Source organism: Pseudomonas sp. Marseille-Q7302, assembly GCF_965111925.1.
Genome location: NZ_CBCOPK010000001.1, coordinates 2588672 through 2609291, shown reverse-complemented (window position 1 = coordinate 2609291; position 20620 = coordinate 2588672). Strand labels below are relative to the sequence as shown.

General features: G+C 65.3%; 21 protein-coding genes, 1 pseudogene and 2 riboswitches. Of the genes and pseudogenes, 12 read left to right on the top strand and 10 right to left on the bottom strand.

Going from position 1 to position 20620, the window contains the following annotated elements:
• Positions 1-109: 109 nt before the first annotated feature.
• The 3 genes and pseudogenes from earP to ACWPW1_RS12245 all read left to right on the top strand — a co-directional run.
• Positions 110-1237: pseudogene (gene earP, locus ACWPW1_RS12255) on the top strand (elongation factor P maturation arginine rhamnosyltransferase EarP); the annotation flags it as partial.
• A gap of 48 nt (positions 1238-1285) precedes the next feature.
• Positions 1286-1852, top strand: a complete 567-nt coding sequence (gene efp, locus ACWPW1_RS12250; RefSeq protein ID WP_167348583.1) for an elongation factor P — start codon at positions 1286-1288, stop codon at positions 1850-1852.
• A 121-nt stretch (positions 1853-1973) separates the two neighbouring features.
• Complete coding sequence (locus tag ACWPW1_RS12245; protein ID WP_059316885.1) at positions 1974-2714, top strand: sulfite exporter TauE/SafE family protein; 741 nt, start codon at positions 1974-1976, stop codon at positions 2712-2714.
• On the opposite strand, the gene ACWPW1_RS12240 is transcribed toward ACWPW1_RS12245, so the two are convergent.
• Positions 2715-3566, bottom strand: coding sequence for a LysR substrate-binding domain-containing protein (locus ACWPW1_RS12240; protein ID WP_454253035.1), 852 nt, complete (start codon positions 3564-3566; stop codon positions 2715-2717).
• Between the two features lie 100 nt (positions 3567-3666).
• Here ACWPW1_RS12240 and ACWPW1_RS12235 point away from each other — a divergent pair, with 100 nt between their 5' ends.
• Both ACWPW1_RS12235 and ACWPW1_RS12230 read left to right on the top strand, forming a co-directional pair.
• Positions 3667-3918 carry a DUF1127 domain-containing protein gene (locus ACWPW1_RS12235; protein WP_454253034.1) on the top strand — a complete coding sequence of 84 codons (252 nt, stop codon included), beginning with the start codon at positions 3667-3669 and terminating at the stop codon, positions 3916-3918.
• Positions 3919-3951: 33 nt separating this feature from the next.
• Entirely contained in the window at positions 3952-5151 is a 1200-nt protein-coding gene (locus ACWPW1_RS12230; protein WP_454253033.1) for a winged helix-turn-helix domain-containing protein, read from the top strand.
• Positions 5152-5185: 34 nt separating this feature from the next.
• Here ACWPW1_RS12230 and ACWPW1_RS12225 read toward each other — a convergent pair whose 3' ends face one another.
• Complete coding sequence (locus ACWPW1_RS12225) at positions 5186-6532, bottom strand: class II 3-deoxy-7-phosphoheptulonate synthase (RefSeq protein ID WP_271654966.1); 1347 nt, start codon at positions 6530-6532, stop codon at positions 5186-5188.
• Between the two features lie 113 nt (positions 6533-6645).
• Between ACWPW1_RS12225 and ACWPW1_RS12220 the strand changes: the two genes are divergently transcribed.
• Positions 6646-7395, top strand: a complete 750-nt coding sequence (locus tag ACWPW1_RS12220) for a spermidine synthase (protein ID WP_313649146.1) — start codon at positions 6646-6648, stop codon at positions 7393-7395.
• A gap of 281 nt (positions 7396-7676) precedes the next feature.
• Positions 7677-9383, top strand: coding sequence for a DEAD/DEAH box helicase (locus ACWPW1_RS12215; protein ID WP_059315007.1), 1707 nt, complete (start codon positions 7677-7679; stop codon positions 9381-9383).
• A gap of 67 nt (positions 9384-9450) precedes the next feature.
• Here the strand turns inward: ACWPW1_RS12215 and ACWPW1_RS12210 are convergent, their stop codons facing one another.
• Positions 9451-10833, bottom strand: coding sequence for an adenylate/guanylate cyclase domain-containing protein (locus ACWPW1_RS12210; protein WP_059315006.1), 1383 nt, complete (start codon positions 10831-10833; stop codon positions 9451-9453).
• 200 nt (positions 10834-11033) lie between these two features.
• Between ACWPW1_RS12210 and ACWPW1_RS12205 the strand changes: the two genes are divergently transcribed.
• Positions 11034-11600 (top strand): nitroreductase family protein, encoded by a 567-nt coding sequence (locus tag ACWPW1_RS12205; protein ID WP_454253032.1) that lies wholly within the window; start codon positions 11034-11036, stop codon positions 11598-11600.
• Here ACWPW1_RS12205 and ACWPW1_RS12200 read toward each other — a convergent pair.
• The 4 genes from ACWPW1_RS12200 to ACWPW1_RS12185 all read right to left on the bottom strand — a co-directional run bounded on the left by ACWPW1_RS12200 (position 11575) and on the right by ACWPW1_RS12185 (position 15005).
• Positions 11575-12948, bottom strand: coding sequence for a sensor histidine kinase (locus ACWPW1_RS12200; protein ID WP_454253031.1), 1374 nt, complete (start codon positions 12946-12948; stop codon positions 11575-11577). The two genes, ACWPW1_RS12205 and ACWPW1_RS12200, sit on opposite strands and share 26 nt — an antisense overlap.
• A 241-nt stretch (positions 12949-13189) precedes the next feature.
• On the bottom strand, positions 13190-13624 hold the full coding sequence (locus ACWPW1_RS12195) for an LTXXQ domain protein (protein ID WP_454253030.1): 435 nt from the start codon (positions 13622-13624) through the stop codon (positions 13190-13192).
• Positions 13625-13738: 114 nt separating this feature from the next.
• Entirely contained in the window at positions 13739-14416 is a 678-nt protein-coding gene (locus tag ACWPW1_RS12190) for a response regulator transcription factor (RefSeq protein ID WP_059315002.1), read from the bottom strand.
• A gap of 4 nt (positions 14417-14420) precedes the next feature.
• A complete protein-coding gene (locus ACWPW1_RS12185; protein ID WP_059315001.1) occupies positions 14421-15005 on the bottom strand; it encodes a septation protein A in 585 nt (194 codons plus the stop codon).
• A 61-nt stretch (positions 15006-15066) separates the two neighbouring features.
• Here ACWPW1_RS12185 and ACWPW1_RS12180 point away from each other — a divergent pair, with 61 nt between their 5' ends.
• The 3 genes from ACWPW1_RS12180 to ACWPW1_RS12170 all read left to right on the top strand — a co-directional run bounded on the left by ACWPW1_RS12180 (position 15067) and on the right by ACWPW1_RS12170 (position 17404).
• Positions 15067-15939, top strand: coding sequence for a PHP domain-containing protein (locus ACWPW1_RS12180; protein WP_059315000.1), 873 nt, complete (start codon positions 15067-15069; stop codon positions 15937-15939).
• Complete coding sequence (locus ACWPW1_RS12175; protein WP_059314999.1) at positions 15936-16565, top strand: L-threonylcarbamoyladenylate synthase; 630 nt, start codon at positions 15936-15938, stop codon at positions 16563-16565. The genes ACWPW1_RS12180 and ACWPW1_RS12175 overlap by 4 nt, the downstream gene beginning before the upstream one ends.
• A 110-nt stretch (positions 16566-16675) precedes the next feature.
• Positions 16676-17404, top strand: a complete 729-nt coding sequence (locus ACWPW1_RS12170) for a segregation and condensation protein A (protein ID WP_323149693.1) — start codon at positions 16676-16678, stop codon at positions 17402-17404.
• On the opposite strand, the gene ACWPW1_RS12165 is transcribed toward ACWPW1_RS12170, so the two are convergent.
• Genes ACWPW1_RS12165 through ACWPW1_RS12155 form a run of 3 tightly spaced genes read right to left on the bottom strand, consistent with a single transcriptional unit; the run spans position 17395 to position 18641 of the window.
• Positions 17395-17769: a cobalamin biosynthesis protein gene (locus ACWPW1_RS12165; RefSeq protein ID WP_313649142.1), complete on the bottom strand. Its 375-nt coding sequence runs from the start codon at positions 17767-17769 to the stop codon at positions 17395-17397. The two genes, ACWPW1_RS12170 and ACWPW1_RS12165, sit on opposite strands and share 10 nt — an antisense overlap.
• A complete protein-coding gene (locus ACWPW1_RS12160; protein ID WP_323149691.1) occupies positions 17766-18443 on the bottom strand; it encodes a CbtA family protein in 678 nt (225 codons plus the stop codon). The genes ACWPW1_RS12165 and ACWPW1_RS12160 overlap by 4 nt, the downstream gene beginning before the upstream one ends.
• A gap of 12 nt (positions 18444-18455) precedes the next feature.
• Positions 18456-18641, bottom strand: a complete 186-nt coding sequence (locus tag ACWPW1_RS12155; protein WP_059314995.1) for a CbtB domain-containing protein — start codon at positions 18639-18641, stop codon at positions 18456-18458.
• Positions 18642-18728: 87 nt separating this feature from the next.
• A riboswitch (cobalamin riboswitch) is annotated at positions 18729-19066 on the bottom strand.
• Positions 19067-19124: 58 nt separating this feature from the next.
• A riboswitch (cobalamin riboswitch) is annotated at positions 19125-19464 on the top strand.
• Positions 19465-19566: 102 nt separating this feature from the next.
• Here ACWPW1_RS12155 and cobW point away from each other — a divergent pair.
• The gene (gene cobW, locus ACWPW1_RS12150) at positions 19567-20619 is read left to right on the top strand and encodes a cobalamin biosynthesis protein CobW (RefSeq protein WP_059314994.1); all 1053 of its coding nucleotides are present in this window, start codon (positions 19567-19569) and stop codon (positions 20617-20619) included.
• The last annotated feature ends 1 nt before the right edge of the window (position 20620 follow it).

Here is a 20620-nt window from a genome sequence, read left to right as displayed (position 1 = left end):
TACCGACCCGCACAGGGTCGCGATGTGACTCGGTTCACTGGAAGCCGTCCCGCATTGCACCGCTGGTGAAGCGGAACCCGATTCGATATCAATGACTTAGAGGTAAGGCATGGCAGCCTGGGACATCTTCTGCACGGTGGTGGACAACTATGGCGACGCAGGCATCACCTGGCGCCTGGCCCATCAGTTGGTGGCCGAACACGACCAGCAGGTCCGCCTCTGGATCGACGACCTCTATCCCCTGGCGCGCATCCAGCCCGGCGTGGACAGAGCCGCCGAACAGCAATGGCACCGGGGGGTGGAAGTCAGGCTATGGCGTCCCGACTGGGCCGACGCCGAATCCGGTGACGTGGTGGTGGAAGCCTTCGCCTGTCAGTTGCCGGAGGGTTTCGTCACGGCCATGGCGCGCCGCACCGAGCGCCCGCTATGGCTCAATCTGGAGTACCTGAGCGCCGAGGAGTGGATCGAGGGCTGCCACGCCCTGCCTTCGCTGCAGCCCACCGGACTCAACAAGTATTTCTTCTTTCCCGGCTTCACCCCCAAGGTGGGCGGGCTGTTGCGTGAGCGCGGACTGCTCGGCGAGCGCGACGGCTTTGTCGCCGATCCTGCGGCCGCGGCGGCCTATCTCGCCGGCCTGGGCGTCCAGCGTCAAGCGGGCGAGCGGCTGTTCTCGCTGTTCGCCTACGAGAATCCCGCACTGATCGACTGGCTCGATGCCCTCAGCGCGGGAACCCAGCCCACCTGTCTGCTGGTGCCCGAGGGCCGGGTACTGGCCAACGTCGCCGCCTGGCTGGGGGTCGACTGGCTCAAGGCCGGTGATAGCCATCACCGGGGCGTGTTACGGGTGCAGGTACTGCCCTTCGTTTCCCAGCAGGACTACGACCGACTGCTCTGGTGTTGCGATTTCAACGCCATTCGCGGTGAGGACTCCTTCGTTCGCGCGCAGTGGGCCGCGCATCCCTTCGTCTGGCACATCTATCCGCAGGAGGAGGACGCGCACTTCGTCAAGCTGGAGGCCTTTCTCGGGCGCTATACCGAGGCCGCCTCGCCTGAACTGGCAGCGGCGGTCACCGCCTTCTGGCTGGCCTGGAACGGCCGCGGTGACCTGGCCGCAGCCTGGTCAGCCCTGGAGGCGCAAGGGGCGGCGTGGCGTCTGCTGGCGCGTGATTGGAGCGATCGGATGGCTTCTCACAGCGATCTTGCTGCCAGCCTGGTGCATTTCCACTCAGATTGGCTATCATATGGCGCCTCGAAATCCCGTTCTTCCATCCATACGGATAACCGCATGAAAACCGCACAAGAGTTCCGTGCCGGCCAAGTGGCCATGATCGACAACGCTCCCTGGGTCATCCAGAAAGCTGACTACAACAAGTCCGGCCGTAACGCTGCAGTGGTCAAGATGAAGCTGAAGAGCCTGCTCTCCGGCAGCGCGACCGAGACCGTCTTCCGTGCCGACGACAAGCTTGAGCCGGTCATCCTGGATCGCAAGGAAGTGACCTATTCCTACTTCGCCGATCCCCTGTACGTCTTCGTCGACGCCGACTACAACCAGTACGAAGTCGAGAAGGACGACCTGGGCGAAGCCCTGGCCTTCATCGAAGACGGCATGACCGACGTCTGTGAAGCCGTGTTCTACAACGATCGCGTCATCTCCATCGAGCTGCCGACCACCATCGTGCGCCAGATCGCCTACACCGAGCCGGCCGTTCGCGGCGATACCTCGGGCAAGGTCATGAAGACCGCTCGCCTGAACAACGGCTACGAGCTGAAGGTATCCGAGTTCTGCGATATCGGTGATCACATCGAGATCGACACCCGTACCAACGAGTACAAGTCGCGCGCCAAGGTCTAAACCAGGCGTCTCGATAAAAAGCCCGGCTCGCCGGGCTTTTTGCTGTCTGGGCGCCTGTGTCGTAGCGCCCGGCTGACCTCTCCGTACCCATTCATCCCTGGATAGTGCTGCTGTGGAATTGCTGCCTGAGCTTTTGATCGATGTCGTCCTCGGCGCGGTGCTGGGCGTGGTGGGTGGCCTGTTCGGCATCGGCGGTGGGTTGATCGCCATTCCGGTGCTGGCCCTGCTGTTCGGCCTCGACCAGCAACTGGCCCAGGGCACCGCCCTGGTGATGGTGGTGCCCAACGTGCTGCTGTCGGTCTACAAGTACAACCAGCGCAATCGTATCGACTGGCGTCGCGCCGCCTTGCTGGCGGGCGCGGGCATGGTCTCGGCACTGGTAGGCACCGTGCTGGCGGTATCCCTGGACGCCCGCTCGATGCGTCACGGCTTCGTGGGCTTCCTGCTGCTGCTGGTCCTCTACAACCTCTGGCAGCTCTATCGCCGCGGCCAGCCGCCCTTGACCGCGCCCAGCCGGCTGGGCCTCGGCGTGCTGGGGTTGGTGGCTGGTCTGGTCGGTGGCCTGTTCGGCGTGGGCGGCGCGGTCATCGCCACCCCGATCCTGGCCGGCGTCATGGGCATGACCCAGGTCGCGGCCCAGGGCATGTCCCTGGCCATGGCGCTGCCCACCACGGGTGTCACCCTGGCCAGCTACGCCTGGCACGGCGAGGTGGATTGGCACGTGGGCATCCCGCTGGCGGTGGGTGGGCTGCTCAGTGTGAGCTGGGGCGTGCGCCTGGCCCACCAGCTTCCCGAGCGGCTGCTACGCCTGCTGTTCTGCGGTTTCCTGCTGCTGTGTGCGGTGCTGCTGGCGCTGCGCTGACTATTGCCGAAAGCCTTCGGCGATGTGCTCGGCGAGGGTGTCGATGATCGGCGAGGCGCTGCGGGGATTGCGCAGCAGTTCGATGGAGCAGGCGGGCAGGTCCGGCATGCCATCGGCTTCGCTCAGCCGCCGCAGCTCATTGGGCAGCAGGCTTTCCAGTTGCGCGGTGACCGCCAGGCCCGCCTTGACGATGCCCAGCAGCGCCGCCAGGCTCGGGCTGCTGTAGGCCAGGCGATAGCCGCGTTCACGAGTGTCCAGCGCACGCCGGGCCCATTCGCTGAGAAAGCACGAGGTATTGAACATGGCCAAAGGCAGCGGGTCACGCTGATGGACATCGAAGCCGGGCGCCTCGGCCCAGATGAAGCGCTCCCGGCGCAGCGGCAGCCCGATCTCGTTGCCAGGCTCGCGGGTAACGATGGTCAGATCCAGGTCCTGGCGCTGCAGTAGGCCGGCGCTGGGCTCGCAGTGCACGTCCACCTGTACCAGCGGGTAGGCCTTGGCGAAGCCTGCGAGAATCCCTGGGATGAACCTCATGACATAGTCGTCCGGCGTGCCGATGCGCACCGTACCCACCATGTGCGGCGCACGCAGGGTCGTCATGACTTCGCCGTGCAACTTGAGGATTCGCCGGGCATAGCCCAGCAGAATCTGGCCTTCCGCCGTCAGCCGTACCTGGCGCCCATCTCGCTCGAACAGCCGGCGTTGCAGCAGGTCGTCTTCCAGCTTGCGCATTTGCATGCTCACTGCGGACTGCGTACGGTTGACCACTTCGGCCGCACGGGTGAAGCCGCCCTGATCAGCAATAGCGACAAAGGTACGCAGCAGATCGGTCTCTATATTCGGATAATTCATGGCATCAACCAGATGAATGGGTTGCATCAGAAGGATTCGTTGGATTGATGTTATCCGGGCTTTCAGACTTGAGCCATACCCTTGCAGAAGGAGATTCACCATGGTTCACCTCGCTCATCACAGTCATTCGTCCACTCGCGTCCGTGACTTTCTGGACGTCAGGTTTCGTTTGCGTCGGATCCTGGTCTGGCTGCAGCGGGCAGTGCAGGTCTCCCGTCAGCGCCGGGCCCTCTATCGGCTGGATGAAGGCGTATTGCACGACCTGGGTCTGAGCCGCGCCGATGCCTGGCAGGAGGCCGACAAGCCGTTCTGGCAGCAGCCTGCAGAGGAGGGCGACCGCCAATCCTGCTAGGGTGGAGAATCACCTCTTTAAGCAGGAGCTCGGATGGATAGCCTTTCCCTGCGCGAGGCCCGGCGCCTGGCCTTGCGTGCCCAGGGTTTTGGTAGCCAGCCCAAGGGCAGCGCCGGCTTGGCCGCCCTGTACCGCCAGGCTGCACGCCTCAACGTGCTGCAGATCGACTCTGTCAATGCCCTGGTCCGCTCGCACTATCTGCCGCTGTTCAGTCGCCTGGGACGCTATGACCTTGGCGACTTCGACGCCCTGGCCTGGGGCCCGGGCAGGGCGCGACAGCTCTATGAATGCTGGGCCCATGAAGCCTCCCTGGTGCCTGCGGAGGTCTGGGCCGAGTTGCGCTGGCGCCGTGAGCTGGCCCGTCAGGGCATCGGCATCTATCGTCAGCTGGCGCGTTTCGCGGCCGAGCAGCCACAGCTGGTGGCCCAGACCCTGGAGGCGGTGGTGCAGCGCGGCGCCCTGGGCGCGGGCAGCCTGGCGAAGCGGGTCGATCAGGCTGGCCCCTGGTGGGACTGGAGCCCGAGCAAGCTGGCGCTGGAGTGGCTGTTTGCCGCCGGCGAGGTCGCGGTGGCTGGGCGGCGGGGCTTCGAGCGGCTCTATGACCTGCCGGAGCGGGTCCTGCCGGCGGCGACCCTTGCCGCGCCTGCGCCGACACCGGAGGCGGCGCGCCGGGCACTGCTGCTGCGCAGCACCAGGGCCCTGGGCGTGGCGACCGAGGTCCAGCTGCGTGACTATTTTCGTCTGAGTCCGGCCGAGGCCCGTCAGGGCATCGCCGAATTGCAGGAGGAGGGCGGCCTGCGGCCTATTCAGGTACAGGGCTGGGCGAAGCTCGCCTATGTCGCGGACACCCCAAGCCCCGGGCGGCCGGTACGCGCCGCGGCGCTGCTGTCGCCCTTCGACTCCCTGGTCTGGGAGCGTGAACGTACCGAGCAGTTATTTGGTTTCCGCTATCGGCTGGAGATCTATACACCTGCGCCCAAGCGGGTCTATGGCTACTACGTGTTGCCCTTTCTCTATCGCGAACGCCTGGCGGCGCGAGTGGATCTACGGGCTGAGCGAGCGGCCTCACGGCTGGCGGTGCATGCCGTGCACCTGGAGCCGGCGGGGCTGGATGACGAGGGCTGCGATGCCTTGGCAGGACAGTTGCGTGCGCTGGCGGACTGGCTGGGCCTGGCGGAGGTAGCGCTGCACGGTCCGGCCGGCCTGCTGCAGGAGGCACTGGCGCGGCACTAGGAGGTCGCCGGGCAGGCGACCTCCCGACCTCGACTCAGCGGCGAATGCCCTTGAGGGTCTCGGCGATCATGAAGGCCAGTTCCAGGGACTGGTCGGCGTTCAGGCGCGGGTCGCAGTGGGTGTGGTAGCGATCGGAAAGGGCGTCCTCGGTAACCGGACGGGCGCCACCGATGCACTCGGTGACGTTCTGGCCGGTCATCTCGATATGGATGCCGCCGGCATAGGTGCCCTCGGCCTTGTGTACCCCGAAGAATTCCTTGACCTCGCCCAGCACGCTGGCGAAATCCCGGGTCTTGTAACCGCTGGACGCCTTGATGGTGTTGCCGTGCATGGGGTCGGAACTCCACAGCACCTGGCGGCCCTCGCGCTCCACGGTCTGGATCAGGCGCGGCAGGTGGTCGCCGACCTTGCCCACGCCCATGCGCACGATCAGGTTGAGACGACCCGGATCGTTCTCAGGATTGAGGGTGTCGATCAGCCGGATCAGGTCTTCGCTGGTGGTGGAGGGACCGACCTTGACGCCAATGGGGTTGTTCACGCCGCGCAGGAATTCGACATGGGCACCGTCAGGCTGGCGGGTGCGGTCGCCGATCCAGAGCATGTGCGCGGAGCAGTCATACCAGTCGCCAGTCAGGCTGTCGCGGCGGACGAAGGCTTCCTCGTAGTTGAGCAGCAGCGCCTCATGGGCAGTGAAGAAATTGGTTTCCTTGACCTGGGGCGCGGTGTCCAGGCCACAGGCGCGCATGAACGCGAGGGTCTCGTCGATGCGATCTGCCAACTGGTGGTAGCGGTCGGCCAGGGCCGAATTGGCGATGAAGTCCAGGTTCCAGCGGTGCACCTGGTGCAGGTCGGCGAAACCGCCCTGGGCGAAGGCACGTAGCAGGTTGAGGGTCGCGGTGGACTGGTTGTAGGCCTGGATCAGGCGCTGCGGATCCGGGATACGGCTGCCTTCGGTGAAGTCGATGCCATTGACGATATCGCCACGGTAGGCGGGCAGGGAGATGCCATCCTGGACCTCATCGTTCGAAGAGCGCGGCTTGGCGAACTGCCCGGCCATGCGGCCAACCTTGACCACCGGACAACCGGCAGCGAAGGTCATGACCACGGCCATCTGCAGCAGCACCTTGAAGGTGTCGCGAATCTTGCCGGCGGAGAATTCGAAGAAGCTTTCCGCGCAATCACCACCCTGCAACAGGAAGGCCCGGCCCTGGGTGACCTCGGCGAATTGCCGGCGTAGTTCGCGGGCTTCGCCGGCAAACACCAGCGGCGGATAGCCGGCGAGGGTGCGCTCGACGTCGGCGAGGCGGGCGTGATCGGGGTATTCGGGCTGCTGCTGGATAGGCAGGCCTCTCCAGCTGGTGGGGCTCCAAGGCGCGGACATGGCTCTCTCTGCGGTGGTTCGATGAAGCCTTTCATACTAACCGATGAAGGGTGTAACGCTCGATAGACAGTGCCCATCGCAGCTACCATGGGCGCCTATAGAGGAGGGCGGTGATGGCCGAGACGGAAGTGTTGCTGGAAGAGGTCATCGATGACCATGGACGGATCCGGGTGGTCGAGGTGGGGCCCTATCGCTTTCTGGAGTTCGGTGAGGAGGTGGAGCAGAGCTGCGTCTTCACCCAGGACCCAGCCTGGCTGGAATACGATTACAACCGGGCCATGCTGTTGGGCGCGCTCTGCCATCCGCAGCCGCGACGGGCGCTCTTTCTTGGACTAGGCGCCGGTACCCTGACCCAGGCCTGTCTCAAGTGGCTGCCGCTGGAAGCAGTGGAGGCACTGGAATTGCGTCCCGCGGTGCCGCGCCTGGCGCAGCAGCACCTGGGGCTCGGCGAGGATCCACGGCTGCAGATCCGGATCGGCGATGCCCTGGAGCTGCTCGACAGTGCAGAGCCTGCCGACCTGATCTTTGTCGATCTCTATACCGATGTCGGCCCGTCCAGTGCTCACCTGGCGTGGCGCTTCCTGGAAAACTGCCAGGCCAAGCTCAATCCGGGCGGTTGGCTGATGATCAATCAGTGGAGCGCTACCGACGGCAAGCCCCTGGGCGCCGCGTTGCTGCGCGGGCTGTTCCGCCATCATTACTGGGAGTGCCCGGTGGTGGAAGGCAATGTCATCCTGCTGGTGCCGGCCAGTCTGGAACAGGAGCTGGACCAGCCCGAGACGCGGCGGCGCGCAAGGGAGTTGACCCCGCAGATAGGCTTCGATGTGGAGTCCTACCTGGACAACTTGCGTGCGGCAACCTGACCATCAAGATAGACCAAGGTTCTCTGGAGAAATGTCCAGGGTTCGGGTATTATTCGCCCCGGTCTTTTTGACCTTCCGTTCAGGAACTGCATTCTCCCGGTCCGCCACCATGGCCACGCCGGTCGTGCGTTCGCCCGACGGCGAACAATCCTAGACGCTTCACCCCCTTTCATCCGCTATTTCGCAAAAAGCTCACACCTTGGCTGCCTGGGCGACTTCGGTCATTCGGATAAGCGCAGCTCTTGGCTTTGGGGTCTTTGCGAAGCACACGAGGCAAGACAATGACCCAGGACATCAGCAATTTCGCTGCGCTCAATCTCAATCCCGCCATCCTCGCCGCCATCAAGGCCGTCGGCTACGAAGAGCCGTCGCCCATCCAGTCGCAGTCCATTCCGGTGATCCTCGCCGGCCACGACATGATCGGCCAGGCGCAGACCGGTACGGGCAAGACCGCAGCCTTTGCTCTGCCGCTGCTCTCGCAGCTCGACCCGTCCCGTCGTGAACCCCAGATTCTGGTGCTGGTTCCTACCCGTGAACTGGCCCTGCAGGTCGCTACCGCCTGCGAAACCTATTCCACCGAGATGCCCGGCGTGAAGGTCGTGGCCCTCTATGGCGGCGCGCCCATGGGGCCGCAGCTGAAGTCCCTGCGCATGGGTGCCCAGGTACTCGTCGCTACTCCCGGCCGCCTGTGCGACCACCTGCGCCGTGACGACAACCTGCTGGCCACCGTTCAGCGTCTGGTGCTCGACGAGGCCGACGAGATGCTCAAGCTGGGTTTCATGGACGACCTCGAATTCATCTTCGAGGCCATGCCGGAAACCCGCCAGACCGTACTGTTCTCGGCGACCCTGCCGCCGTCGATCCGCGCCATCGCCGAGCGTCACCTCAAGGAGCCGCAACACGTCCGCATCGCGGCCAAGACCCAGACCGTCGCCCGCATCGAGCAGGCGCACCTGATGGTCCATGCCGACCAGAAGCCGGCCTCGGTACTGCGCCTGCTGGAAGTGGAAAACTTCGACGCCCTGATCGCCTTCGTGCGGACCAAGCAGGCGACCCTGGATCTGGCTGAACTGCTGGAACGCCAGGGCTATCGCGTCAGCGCCCTGAACGGCGACATGCCCCAGGCCCAGCGCGAGAAGACCATCGAATCCCTCAAGGACGGTTCGCTGGACATCGTGGTCGCCACCGACGTCGCGGCCCGTGGCCTGGACGTAGCGCGCATCACCCACGTGCTGAACGTGGACATGCCCTACGATCCCGAATCCTACGTGCACCGTATCGGCCGTACCGGTCGTGCCGGGCGTGAAGGCCGCGCGCTGCTGCTGGTCACCCCGCGCGAGCGTCGCATGCTGCAGGTCATCGAGCGCGTGACCGGTCAGCGCGTTGGCGAGATCCGTCTGCCCGACGCCGAAGCCGTGCTGGAAGCTCGTATCTCCCGTTTGGCCGATGGCGTGGGTTCGCTGCTGGCCGATGCCGACGCCACCCACGGCGCGCTGCGTCAGGAGCTGTGCGAGCGTCTGCAGTGCGATCCTTCCACCCTGGCGGCGGCGCTGCTGGCCAAGCTGACCAGCGGCCGTGCCCTGGACCTGGAGTCGGTGCGCCGTGAGCAGCCGCTGACCCCCGGCGCCGGCCGTGGCGAGCGTCCCCGTGGTGAGCGCAGCGAGCGTGGCGAACGCCCTGACCGTGGCGGCGAGCGCGGCGAGCGTCCCGATCGTGGTGAGCGTCGTCCGATGCAGCCCCTGCCGGAAGGCCGCGTCCGCTGCCGCACCGCCCTGGGCGCGCGCGATGGCGTTGCTGCCAAGAACCTGCTGGGTGCCATCATCAACGAAGGCGGCATGGATCGCGAGGCCATCGGCCGCATCCAGATCCGTGACTCCTTCAGCCTGGTGGAGCTGCCCGAGGAAAACCTGGAGCGTCTGCTGACCAAGCTCAAGGACACCCGCGTGGCGGGCAAGGCCCTGCGCCTGCGTCGTTATCGCGAGGATTGATCCCCGCGGTCACATGAAAAAGCCCCGGATATCCGGGGCTTTTTTCTGCCTGCAGGAAAGCGGTCGGCTAGAAGATCACCTTGTCCTTGAGCTTCTCCGCCGCCAGCTGCAGCGCCTGGATGACCCGTTCCTTGTCGTAGTTCTGGATGTTGTTGGTATCCAGGTACATGGAGAAGCCCGGCAGCTCGTGCTCGACATAGCTGGGCGACGCGCCCAGGTCGCGCCGGAAGTCGACCACCTGGTAGATCTGTACCGGCTTGCTGAAGCCCTTGACGGTGATCCAGCTCTTGTCACGGCACATGATGGTGTCCTTGATCAGCGAGTAGGTCTCGTGGCTGATCAGGATCTCGCCGGCGTCCGCGGCGTTTTCCAGGCGGCTGGCCAGGTTCACTTCGCGACCGATGATGGTGTAGTCCATGCGCGTGCTGGAGCCGAAGTTGCCGACCGTGCAATAACCGGTGTTGAGGCCCATGCGGATTTCCAGGGGCTTGTTGATGCCCTGGCTGCGCCACTGCTGGCGCAGCACCTTCATGTGCTTGCGCATGGCGATGGCCATGGAGACCGCGGCCACGGCGTCCTTCTTGGCACCCTGGCTGTTGGCGTCGCCAAAGAACACCATGACGCAGTCGCCAACGAACTTGTCGATGGTCCCGCCGTATTTCACGGCGATCTTCGACATTTCGTTGAGGTAGTTGTTGAGCATGTCGGTGAGGGCTTCGGCCTCGAGTTCTTCGGACAGCTCGGTGAAGCCCTTGATGTCGGAGAAGAACACCGTGATCTTCTTGCGCTGGGTGCCCAGGGCGATGTGCTGCTTGCCGGTGAAAATGGACTCCCACACCTGAGGGGAGAGGTATTTCGCCAGGTTGTGCGCGAGGATCGCGGACTTCTCCTGCTCGCGCTTGAGGTCGTCGTTGATCTGTATGAGGCGCTTGCGCTGCCTATGCAGGAAGTAGCCGGTACCCCAGAGGTGCAGCATGGTGCCCACCACGCTGGTGACGGCCACCAGCAGCGGACTGGTGAGGTCGACGCCCTGGAAGAAGGTGGCACTGCCCAGCGCCGCGGCACTGGTGGCGAACAGCAGGCAGAGACCGAGCAGGCGCGGACCGCCTCGCAACATGCTGGTGTAGCCCAGCATGAACAGCAGCATCAGGGTGGGCATCAGCGGGAAGCGCAACACCACCGCGGCCATGCCGACATGGATGGCATCGATGGCGGCCAGCAGGATATCGGTCTGGGCGCCACGATCGCGCCTGAGCTTCAGGCTCAGGGTCTGGGCCACATGGGGATAGAGCAGGGCATAGGGGATCAGCCACAGGCCCACGGCATCGGCTTGGGTGTAGTAACCCGCGGTGACGCTGGCGGCGGCGATCAGATAGGCGAATACCCGAGCGTAGTAGACGCCCAGGCTGTCACCGGATGCAGCGAGGAACCGGTTGAGCGCAAACTTCATCTGTCGGGTCCGTTTCGAAAAAGGCGAGAGGTCGGGATAACTCCGTTCGCGACGATGAAAGCGGCCGGGTTTTCTAGCTGTCGCGATCTTAGCTGACCGCCTGGGTGGCGGCCAAGAATGTCAGCAATTCCGCTGCTGTGACATCGAAAATCACCAGTCGTCCCTGGGGTACACTGCGGCATCTTTACAGGAGAGACGCTATGGATGCCCTCGCAGCCCTTTGCAACCGCGCCTCGGTCGGTCGCCTGACCGAACCGGGCCCCACCCCCGAGCAACTCGAGACACTGCTGCGCGCCGCGGACCGTGCCCCGGACCACAAGCTGCTGCGCCCCTGGCGGCTGATTCTGGTGTCTGGCGAGGATCGAGCCGCCCTCGGCGAGCTCTATGCCGAAGCCCTGCGTCGCCGCGAGCCCGAGGCGGATGCTGCCGCCCTGGACAAGGCCCGACGCATGCCGCTGCGGGCGCCCCTGGTGATCGCCGTCGTCGCCGCGCCCCAGGAGCACCCCAAGGTGCCCCTGCAGGAGCAGATCATCACCGCTGGCTGCGTCGCCCACGGTCTGGTCAATGCGGCCTTCGCCCTGGGCCTGGGCGCGGTTTGGCGCTCCGGTGAATTCAGCTACGACGCCTGGGTGCTGCAGGGCCTGGGGCTGACCGATAACGAGCAGTTGGTGGGCTACATCTACCTGGGCACGCCGGAGGTGGCGCCGCGAGTTCCGGCGGCGCGCGATCTGAGCGCCCAGGTCAGCCATTGGCCAGGACCGGTCTGAGTGGCAGGGTGACGGTAGCGAGAAAGCCGCCGTCCGGGTGGTTGCTCAGGTGCAGCTCGCCACCATGGCGCTCAATGGCACGCCGGGCGATGGCCAGGCCCAGGCCGTAGCCAGTGGCCTGCTGCTGGTCCGAGCGAAAGAAGGGCTCGCCCAGGCGCGGTAGGTCCTCGGCCCTGACGCCGGGGCCGTGGTCGCGCACCTGGATGCGCACTTCGCCTTCCGCCACTGCCGCGGAGATGATGATGGGCCGTGTCGGCGGATTGAACCGCAGGGCATTGCGCAGCAGATTGTCCAGGGCGCGCTCCAGCACATCCGGCCAACCGTCCAGGCGCAGGGCGAGGGGAACGTCCAGTTCGATCCGCTGCTGGGGCGCGCTGAGCTGGGCATCCTCGACCAGACCTTCGAGCAGCGGGTGCAGTTCCAGCTGCTCGGGTGGGCCCGGATCCGCTTCCTGGCGGGCGAGGGCGAGAATCTCGCCGATGAGAGTTTCCAGGCGATCGCATTCCAGGGTGAGGCGCGGCCACATGTTGCCCAGGTCGTGGGGATCGGAGCGCTCGGCCAGTGCCAGGGCGATGCGCAGGCGTGCCAGGGGTGAACGCAATTCGTGGGACACATCGCGCAGCAGCTGGCGCTGGCTGTCGATCAGGCGCTGCAGATGGGCGCCCATGCGATTGAAGTCTCCGGCCAGCACGCCCAGTTCGTCCTTGCGGCGCGCAAGACGCGCCAGGGTGTCCTGCTGATAGGCGGTCTGGCCGAGATCGTGCACCGCGCGCCGCAGGTGATTGAGCGGCCGGGTCAGGCTCAGGGTCAGCAGCAGGCTGAAGAGGGTCAACACCACGGTGGCGATGGCCAGCATGCCGACCGGCCAGAACAGACTCTGACGGCGCCAGGCGCCTAGCTCGGGCGTGGGCAGGTGATAGATGAACAGGTAGTTCTGGCCACTGGAACTGGTGTATTCGTCGGTCAGCCGTCGCCAGGGCAACGGACGGTTTGGATCGCGGGCGCCGGGGCCGGGGCGCTGCTGACGCTGCGGCTGGTCAAGATCCTGGTCGAAGATGCGCGGTGGCAGGGTGCCGCGCACCAGGGGCGAGCCGTTCTCGCCCAGCACCAGCACATCGATGCCATAGCGGCCTTTGCGCTGTTCGAGCAATCCTTGGGCGGCGGCGGGGCCTTCGTTTTCATAGCGTTGTACCCACTGTTCGGGCAGGTCGCGCAAGCCGGGATGCTGCGCGAGGATCCAGGAGTCCTGATCGGCCAGGTGGCCGAGCAGCATGGTCAGGCCCACCGCGGACAGGATGGCCAGCCAGAAGGTGGCGAAGATGCGCCAGAAGAGAGAGCGAAAAACCATGCGGTCGCCTTGAAACCTGCTTTTATCCTGTTGCGGGTCGGCCAGACTGCGTCGGAAAGGCCTGGGTCGTCAGCCCGGTCGGAGTGCTCACTTACCAGTGGTAACCGTGAGCGCAGGTCCGGTCCGCTTTTCAGGTGTTTTCGCGGGGCCGCCTAGGCCTTGTCTGACTCTAGCGCGCGAGATTGGGGGCAGGCTCTTGGTTGGGCGCTGCGCCGAGGACCATCGGCGCAGCGGGTGGGGATTACGAGGACTTGTGGTCCTGCTTCCACTGCTGGAACTCGGCCCACTCCCTGGCGCGATCCTCCCGCTTCTTTTCCATTTCGTCGAAGCGCTTCTGCTGATCGGGCTTGAGGAGGGCGCGAATGGACTGACGAGTCTTGTCGCGGTTGCCATCCAGCTGATCATGCAGGGCCTTGCGCTGATCCTCGGGCAGCTTGTCGAGATAGCTTTTGACGATCTCGCGCTGCTGCTGACGCTCTTCGCCCATCAGCTTGCCGACCTGCTCGCGTTGCTCGGCGGTGAGCTTGAGGCCGCGCAGGGGGCCGCCGCCACGGGGGCCGCCATCCATCAGCTTCCCGTGGGGCGGCGGGGTGATCTCAGGGCCGTCCTGGGTGGCGGCCAGGGTCAGGGTCGGCAGCAGGGCGGCGAACAGCACGGCGGGCATGAGCTTGCGCATCGGGGAAATCTCCTTGGGATGACCGGTGCAATACCGGATGGGCCCAGTCTAGGAGCGGGGGGAGTCAGTGGCGGTCAGCGGGCGTAAAGAGGGGGTAAAGGCGACGTGGCGGTGCTAGACGCTGTAGTAGTAGCCGCGACCGCGCAGCGCCAGGATGCGTGGACGGCCATCGGCGTGGCTACCGAGCTTGCGCCGCAGATTGCTGACGTGCATGTCCAGGCTGCGATCATAGAGTGTCAGCTTGCGACCGAGTGCCACCTGGGCCAGGGCCTGCTTCTCCAGGGGTTCTCCGGGCTGGCGTAGCAGGGCTTCGAGGATGCGACTCTCGGTGAGGGTGAGGGTGATCTCGGTTTCGCCGATGTTGGCCACGCCCCGTGCCAGGCTCAGCGACAGGTCGCCCAGTTGTAGGCGTGCTGCCGGCTGGGCCGGATGGCTGCGCCTGAGGATGGCCCTCAGGCGTGCGGTGAGTTCGCGCGGATCGCAGGGTTTGGCCAGGTAGTCGTCGGCGCCCAGCTCCAGGCCGAGGATCCGGTCCAGTGGTTCGCCACGCCCCGACAGCATCAGTACCGGCAGTTGCGGATGATCGCTGCGCAGCTGCTTGAGCAATTCCAGGCCGCTGCCGTCGGGCAGCATCACGTCCAGCACCACGACGTCCGGCGTCGCGTCGCGCAACTGGATGCGCGCGTCGCTGCCGGCGTGGCAGGCGGTGACCTCGAAGCCTTCCTGTTTCAGCCAGGCGCCGAGCAGCTCGCACAGCTCCTGATCGTCGTCGATCAGCAGAATCTGACTCATGGGATCAATCTCGCGGTTCATCCATCGGTTGCAGATGGCGCGCCAGATAGAGGCCCTGACCGAGCATGAATACCAGGGTCATCGCCAGGCTGCCGAAGACCTTGAAGTCGACCCAGAAGCTTTCGTAGGTGAAGGCCACATAGAGATTCGCGCAGCCGCAGACGATGAAAAAGATGATCCAGGCGATGTTCAGGCGCGTCCAGATCGGCGCGGGCAAGCGCACCGCGTGGCCCAGCATGCGCTGGATCAGCGGTTTGTCGCCAATGAACTGACTGCCGAGGAAGGCGAGGGCGAACAGCCAGTTCACCACCGGCGCCTTCCACTTGAGAAAGGTCTCGCTGTGGAACGCCAGGGTCATGCCGCCAAATACCAGGCAGGCGATCAGGGTCAGCCACTGGCTCTTCTCCAGCCGGCGCTGGGTCGCGTAGATCACGCCGTAGACCACCAGAGAGGCAATGATCAACACCGCGGTGGCACTGAAGATGCCGCCCAGGGTGAAGGCGTGCCCGGCGAATTCAACCGGACGCGGATCGAGCTTGTAGACCAGGAAGAACAGCAGGAGGGGAATGAAGTCGATGAATTGTTTCATTAACGCAGCCGATAGCAGTGCATCGCGGCATAATACCCGATGAAGCCGAAGGAGAAAGCCCATGCGTATCGACCTGCACTGTCATACCACTGCGTCGGACGGCGCCTTCGCGCCCGCCGAGGTCGTCAGAAGGGCTCATGAGCGCGGGGTACAGCTGCTGGCCATCACCGATCATGACACCCTGGACGGTTACGCCGAAGCGCTGGAAGCGGCGGATGGCCTGGGTCTTCGCCTGCTCTCCGGGATCGAGATGTCCTGTACCTGGGGCGGGGCGACCTTGCATGTGCTGGGCTACAACTTCGATCCCGAAGCGCCGGCGCTGAACGCCGCCCTGGAAGCCTTGCACGAAGGACGCTGGGAGCGTGCCCGGGAAATCGACCGGCGGCTGGCGGCCAAGGGCATGCCCGGCACTCTGGAAGGCGCCCGGGCGGTGCAGTTGGCGCTGGGTGATAGTCGCAACGCGCCGGCACGACCCCACTTCGCCGAATACCTGGTACAGGCCGGTCTTGTCCAAGACCGAGGCGACGCCTTTCGCAAGTGGCTGGGCGGCGGCAAGCTCGGCGACGTCAAGCAGCACTGGCCGACCCTGGCCGATACCCTGGCCACCCTGAAGGGCGCCAAGGCCTGGATCAGCCTGGCGCACCCCCTGGCGTATGGCTTCACGCGCACCAAGCTGCGCAAGCTGATCGGCGAATTCGTCACCGGTGGCGGCCATGCCATCGAGGTGGTCAACGGCATACAGCCGGCCGAGCAGGTCGGCACCCTGGCAATTCTGGCGCGGGAATTTGGTCTGATGGTGAGTGCGGGCAGCGATTTCCATGCGCCAGCCGATTGGTCGGACCTGGGCATGTACCGTCCGTTGCCCGAAGATCTGCCGCCCCTCTGGGCGCGCTTCAGTCAACCGCTGTACCCTCAGAATCGGGAACCCCAATGAGCCAGTTCATCGAGATTCATCCGCAGAATCCCCAGCCGCGGCTGATTCGTCAGGCCGTGGAAATCATCCAGTCCGGTGGTGTCATCGCCTATCCCACCGATTCGTCCTATGCGCTGGGCTGCCGAATCGGCGAGAAGAGTGCCGTGGAGCGGATTCGCCGCATCCGCCAGCTCGACGACAAGCACAACTTCACCCTGGTGTGCTGCGATCTCTCGGAGCTCGGCATCTATGCCAAGGTGGATACCAGCGCTTTCCGCCTGCTCAAGGCCTATACGCCCGGGCCCTATACCTTCATCCTCAACGCTACCCGCGAGGTGCCGCGGATGCTGCTGCATCCCAAGCGGCGCACCATTGGTGTTCGGGTGCCCCAGCATCCCATCACCCTGGCGCTGCTGGAAGCGCTGGGCGAGCCGCTGATGAGCGTGAGCCTGATTCTTCCCGGGGATGAGGACGCCCTCGGCGATGCCTGGGAAATCCGCGAGCGCCTCGACCACTTCGTCGACCTGGTGATCGAAGGCGGACCCGGTGGCTTGCAGCCGTCCACCGTTATCAGCCTGGCCGACGACGAGCCCGAGGTGATCCGTGTCGGTGCCGGTGATCCCACGCCCTTCATGATCGAAGCATGAGCGAGGCCCTGGATCCCCAGCTGCTCGAACCCGAGCAGCTGCGCCTGGCGCTGGTGTATGGCGAGGCCTTCACCGAGCTGCCCCAGGACCTCTATATCCCGCCGGATGCGCTGGAGGTCTTTCTCGAAGCCTTCGAAGGTCCGCTGGACCTGCTGCTCTATCTGATCCGCAAGCAGAACATCGACATCCTCGACATCCCCGTCGCCGAGATTACCCGGCAGTACATGAGCTATGTCGAGTTGATGAAGGCGGTGCAGCTGGAACTGGCCGCCGAGTACCTGCTGATGGCAGCCATGCTGGCGGAGATCAAGTCGCGCATGCTGTTGCCCCGTGCCGAAGGCCTGGAAGCCGAGGAAGAGGATCCGCGCGCCGAACTGATTCGCCGGCTGCAGGAGTACGAACGCTTCAAGAAGGCCGCCGAGGATCTCGATGACCTGCCGCGCGAGGGGCGTAACTTCGTGGTACCCACTTTGCCGGCGCCCGAGGCGCGTGCGCGCAAACTGTTGCCCGAGGTCGAACTGGGCGAGCTGCTGCTGGCCATGGGCGAGGTGCTGCGCCGGGCGGATCTCTTCGAGAGCCACCAGGTGACCCGTGAGGTGCTGTCTACCCGCGAGCGGATGAGCCAGGTGCTGGAGCGACTCAAGGACGGCGCCTTCGTGCCCTTCGTCGCCCTGTTCACCCAGGAAGAAGGCCGTCTCGGTGTGGTGGTGACCTTCATGGCCATCCTCGAACTGGTCAAGGAATCCCTGGTGGAGCTGGTCCAGAACGAAGCCTTCAGCCCCATCCATGTCCGCGCCCGGATCAGTGGCGCCGACGCCGAAGTGGCGCCTCAGGAATAGGCCAGGGCCGCCGTGGCGGCCGCGCTCTTGCGCTTGCTCACGCGCAATCGGGCACCTTCGCCAGCCGCCCTCAATGCCGCGGCCTCGGCAATGCTCGAGCTACCGGTGTGTTCCAGCGCGACAACGCTGGGTGAAAGGACGCCGACCTGCTGGGCCAACTGCGCCGCCGTGAAACCGAGCAGTGGCAGGTGCCAGCGCTCGGCGAGGGCGCATAAGGCCCCTTCTTCCAGTCGACTTTCCACCGTGGCCAGGGCCGTCAGGGCGGTGATTTCGCACTCGGCTTCCTGCAACACCGACTGCGCCAGTTCGGCGAGTTCGTCCAGCGAGCAGCCCCGCCGACAGCCCAGGCCCAGAACCCGTTTCATGGGTGCGAAGCACCCTGACGGCGAAACAGCCAGCTGCAGGCCAGTCCCAGCAACAGCCAGAACGGCAGATTGCTCGCCAGCACGGCGATCTGGAAGTGCCGCTGCAGCTCGTGCGGTGCCAGGCTGGAATGCTCGATGGGCTGGGGCGCACCTAGCACATGCGGCAATACCAGCAGACCCAGAGCGATGATCTTGTAGCCGGGATGGCGGGCGAAGACCAGCAGGGCGAGGGCGGACGCGGTGGCCCCAGCGGTGCCGATCCACCAGGTTTGCCTTAGGGTCAGGTCGGCTGCGGCGGTCCCTGGCAGTTCCGGTGGCAGGCCGAGGCTGGGCGCGAGGCAGAAGGTGGCATAGCCAGCCAGTCCCCACAGCAGGCCCTGGTAGGTTCGGTGCGGCGTGCGCAGATTGAACAGGCCCGCCAGGACCAGGCCGAAGCCCACAGCCACCACCAGGTTGCCGCCAAAGGTGGCCAGGGTGCGTGGCCAGCCGTCTTCCGGCGACCAGGCTTCTGCGCCGTGCTCATGCTGCTCCGTCATGACCGGTGCCTCGACCTGTACCTCATAGGTTTCCGCCTGAAGGATGAGCGGGGTCAGCCAGAGGCTCTGCAGGACGCTCAGCAGAAGGGCGGCGAGCAGGCCGGCCACGCCGGCACTGAAGGCGATACGCTGAAACATGCCGATCTCCTCTTAGTGGCAGGGGAAGCCTTCGCTGTGGCGGGTGTCGTGGGCGCCGTTGTGCAGGGCCTCGACATGGGAAAAGCCGGCCAGGAACACCAGGCCCAGGCCAAACAGGCAGGCGAGCAGGGTGGCCGTCAGGCGTTGGGTGCGGGTACTGGTCTGGGGCAGGGCGGTGGTGGAGCGGGCAGCGGTCATGACGAGGCCTCGGAGTCGAAGCGGCAGGGACGCGCCTAGGCAGCGGGCCGGTAGGCAGCCGCCGTCCAGCACGACCGCCCACCGCGGGTTGCTTGAAAGCGACAGGCCGGTCTCCGGACTCACGAGGGTCTTGCGGGGGCGGGCTTGGCAGCGCTCGGCCCGGCGTTGTCGAATCCTTCTCCGCAAGGCTCATCTACACCCTGTAAATGACGCTTGCTACGAAGGTTTCGTCTTGCCGTGCGCGGGCTCGCTCAAGATCGCATTCCCGTACGACTACCAGGATCGCCTTCCCCAAGCTTGCCGGCCGGGTGGCATCGTGATCCTGCGCTCGTCTACCGTTGCGGGGGCAGTGCCGGACTTGGACCGGCTTCCCGTTTCACCGCGACCCATGGCGGAGTCGCGACACCTGAAGCAGGGTCGAGCAGACCACGCGGGTCGTCCGACGGTCAAGCCTGTCCGATTGACACCCCGGCGGGGCACTCGTAGCCTGTCGGGCTTCGAGGTGCTCTTGTCCGCAAGAGCTTGAAAGGGAACGCGGTGCGACACCGCGGCTGCCCCCGCAACTGTAAGCGGCATCTTCAGCCTCTCCACAGAGCCTGTTCATAATGTGCTGCGCGTCGATCAACTGCGTTGAAGATGCTTTCGGAATGCTCATTTACCATTCGTAAACTCGAGCGCGAGTCCGATCCGCTTCCTTAAGCATCTTCGCCTTGTTTGACTCTAGCTCGCGAAATCATGAACAAGCTCTAAGGCCACTGCTCACGCGGGAAGGCCGGAGTCGGGCGCCGTGAGCCAGGAGACCTGCCTCGCTAGTTTTCCATACGCAACCGGGCGGGGTGATCCGGGCTGCCACCAGGGCCTCGCCAGCGTGCGAGCGTCCGGCATGCCTGCCCGCCTTTTCTCGCATTTCACCTAAGGGCAGCCCATGAAAACCCTGGCCAAGACCCCCGTCACCATCGTCACCGGCTTCCTCGGCTCCGGCAAGACCACCCTGTTGCGCCACATGCTCGACCATGCCGAAGGCCGCCGCATCGCGGTGATCGTCAATGAATTCGGCGAACTGGGCATCGACGGGGAGATCCTCCGTCAGTGCAGCATCGGCTGCACCGAAGAAGAAGCCCAGGGTCGAGTCTTCGAACTGGCCAACGGCTGCCTCTGCTGCACCGTGCAGGAAGAATTCTTCCCGGTCATGAAGGAGCTGGTGGCGCGTCGTGGCGACATCGACCACATCCTCATCGAGACCAGCGGCCTGGCCTTGCCCAAGCCGCTGGTGCAGGCCTTCCAGTGGCCGGAGATCCGCAACGCCTGCACCGTGGACGCGGTGATCACCGTGGTCGACAGTCCGGCGGTGGCTGCCGGCACCTTCGCCGCCCACCCCGAGCAGGTGGACGTCCAGCGCCGCCAGGATCCCAACCTGGACCACGAGTCGCCGCTGCATGAGCTGTTCGAAGACCAGCTGGCCAGCGCCGACCTGGTGATCCTCAACAAGGCCGACGGCCTGGATGCCGAGGCGCTGGCCCGGGTCCGCGCCGAGGTGACCGAGGAATTGCCGCCGGCGGTCAAGGTGGTGGAAGCCAGTCGCGGCGTGCTGCCGTTGTCGGTGCTGCTGGGGCTGCAGGCCGAGTCCGAGGCCCATATCGACAGCCGTCCGACCCACCACGACCTCGAGGGGCATGAAGACCACGATCATGACGAATTCGACTCCTTTGGTGTCGAATTGCCCGAGGTCGCCGAAGCAACCCTGCTGGCAGCGCTGACCGAGGTGGTCAAGCGCCATGGCGTGCTGCGGGTGAAGGGCTTCGCCGCCATTGCCGGCAAGCCGCTGCGCCTGCTGGTACAGGGAGTCGGCACCCGTTTCGACAAGCATTTCGACCGGGCCTGGCAGGCGGCGGAACCCCGTCGCACTCAACTGGTGCTGATCGGCCAGGAGCTGGACCAGGCGGCGATCACCGCTCAGCTGCGCGCTGCGGTGGCCTGAA

What these genes read in the sequence shown, in the direction of transcription:
- ACWPW1_RS12215 (WP_059315007.1), top strand. Translation starts at nt 7,677, where the DNA reads ATGACCCAGGACATCAGCAATTTCGCTGCGCTCAATCTCAATCCCGCC.
- ACWPW1_RS12190 (WP_059315002.1), bottom strand. Translation starts at nt 14,416, where the DNA reads ATGAGTCAGATTCTGCTGATCGACGACGATCAGGAGCTGTGCGAGCTG.
- ACWPW1_RS12220 (WP_313649146.1), top strand. Translation starts at nt 6,646, where the DNA reads ATGGCCGAGACGGAAGTGTTGCTGGAAGAGGTCATCGATGACCATGGA.
- ACWPW1_RS12180 (WP_059315000.1), top strand. Translation starts at nt 15,067, where the DNA reads ATGCGTATCGACCTGCACTGTCATACCACTGCGTCGGACGGCGCCTTC.
- ACWPW1_RS12165 (WP_313649142.1), bottom strand. Translation starts at nt 17,769, where the DNA reads ATGAAACGGGTTCTGGGCCTGGGCTGTCGGCGGGGCTGCTCGCTGGAC.
- ACWPW1_RS12205 (WP_454253032.1), top strand. Translation starts at nt 11,034, where the DNA reads ATGGATGCCCTCGCAGCCCTTTGCAACCGCGCCTCGGTCGGTCGCCTG.
- ACWPW1_RS12225 (WP_271654966.1), bottom strand. Translation starts at nt 6,532, where the DNA reads ATGTCCGCGCCTTGGAGCCCCACCAGCTGGAGAGGCCTGCCTATCCAG.
- cobW (WP_059314994.1), top strand. Translation starts at nt 19,567, where the DNA reads ATGAAAACCCTGGCCAAGACCCCCGTCACCATCGTCACCGGCTTCCTC.
- ACWPW1_RS12200 (WP_454253031.1), bottom strand. Translation starts at nt 12,948, where the DNA reads ATGGTTTTTCGCTCTCTCTTCTGGCGCATCTTCGCCACCTTCTGGCTG.
- ACWPW1_RS12240 (WP_454253035.1), bottom strand. Translation starts at nt 3,566, where the DNA reads ATGAATTATCCGAATATAGAGACCGATCTGCTGCGTACCTTTGTCGCT.
- ACWPW1_RS12160 (WP_323149691.1), bottom strand. Translation starts at nt 18,443, where the DNA reads ATGTTTCAGCGTATCGCCTTCAGTGCCGGCGTGGCCGGCCTGCTCGCC.
- ACWPW1_RS12230 (WP_454253033.1), top strand. Translation starts at nt 3,952, where the DNA reads ATGGATAGCCTTTCCCTGCGCGAGGCCCGGCGCCTGGCCTTGCGTGCC.
- ACWPW1_RS12185 (WP_059315001.1), bottom strand. Translation starts at nt 15,005, where the DNA reads ATGAAACAATTCATCGACTTCATTCCCCTCCTGCTGTTCTTCCTGGTC.
- ACWPW1_RS12175 (WP_059314999.1), top strand. Translation starts at nt 15,936, where the DNA reads ATGAGCCAGTTCATCGAGATTCATCCGCAGAATCCCCAGCCGCGGCTG.
- efp (WP_167348583.1), top strand. Translation starts at nt 1,286, where the DNA reads ATGAAAACCGCACAAGAGTTCCGTGCCGGCCAAGTGGCCATGATCGAC.
- ACWPW1_RS12155 (WP_059314995.1), bottom strand. Translation starts at nt 18,641, where the DNA reads ATGACCGCTGCCCGCTCCACCACCGCCCTGCCCCAGACCAGTACCCGC.
- ACWPW1_RS12210 (WP_059315006.1), bottom strand. Translation starts at nt 10,833, where the DNA reads ATGAAGTTTGCGCTCAACCGGTTCCTCGCTGCATCCGGTGACAGCCTG.
- ACWPW1_RS12235 (WP_454253034.1), top strand. Translation starts at nt 3,667, where the DNA reads ATGGTTCACCTCGCTCATCACAGTCATTCGTCCACTCGCGTCCGTGAC.
- ACWPW1_RS12195 (WP_454253030.1), bottom strand. Translation starts at nt 13,624, where the DNA reads ATGCGCAAGCTCATGCCCGCCGTGCTGTTCGCCGCCCTGCTGCCGACC.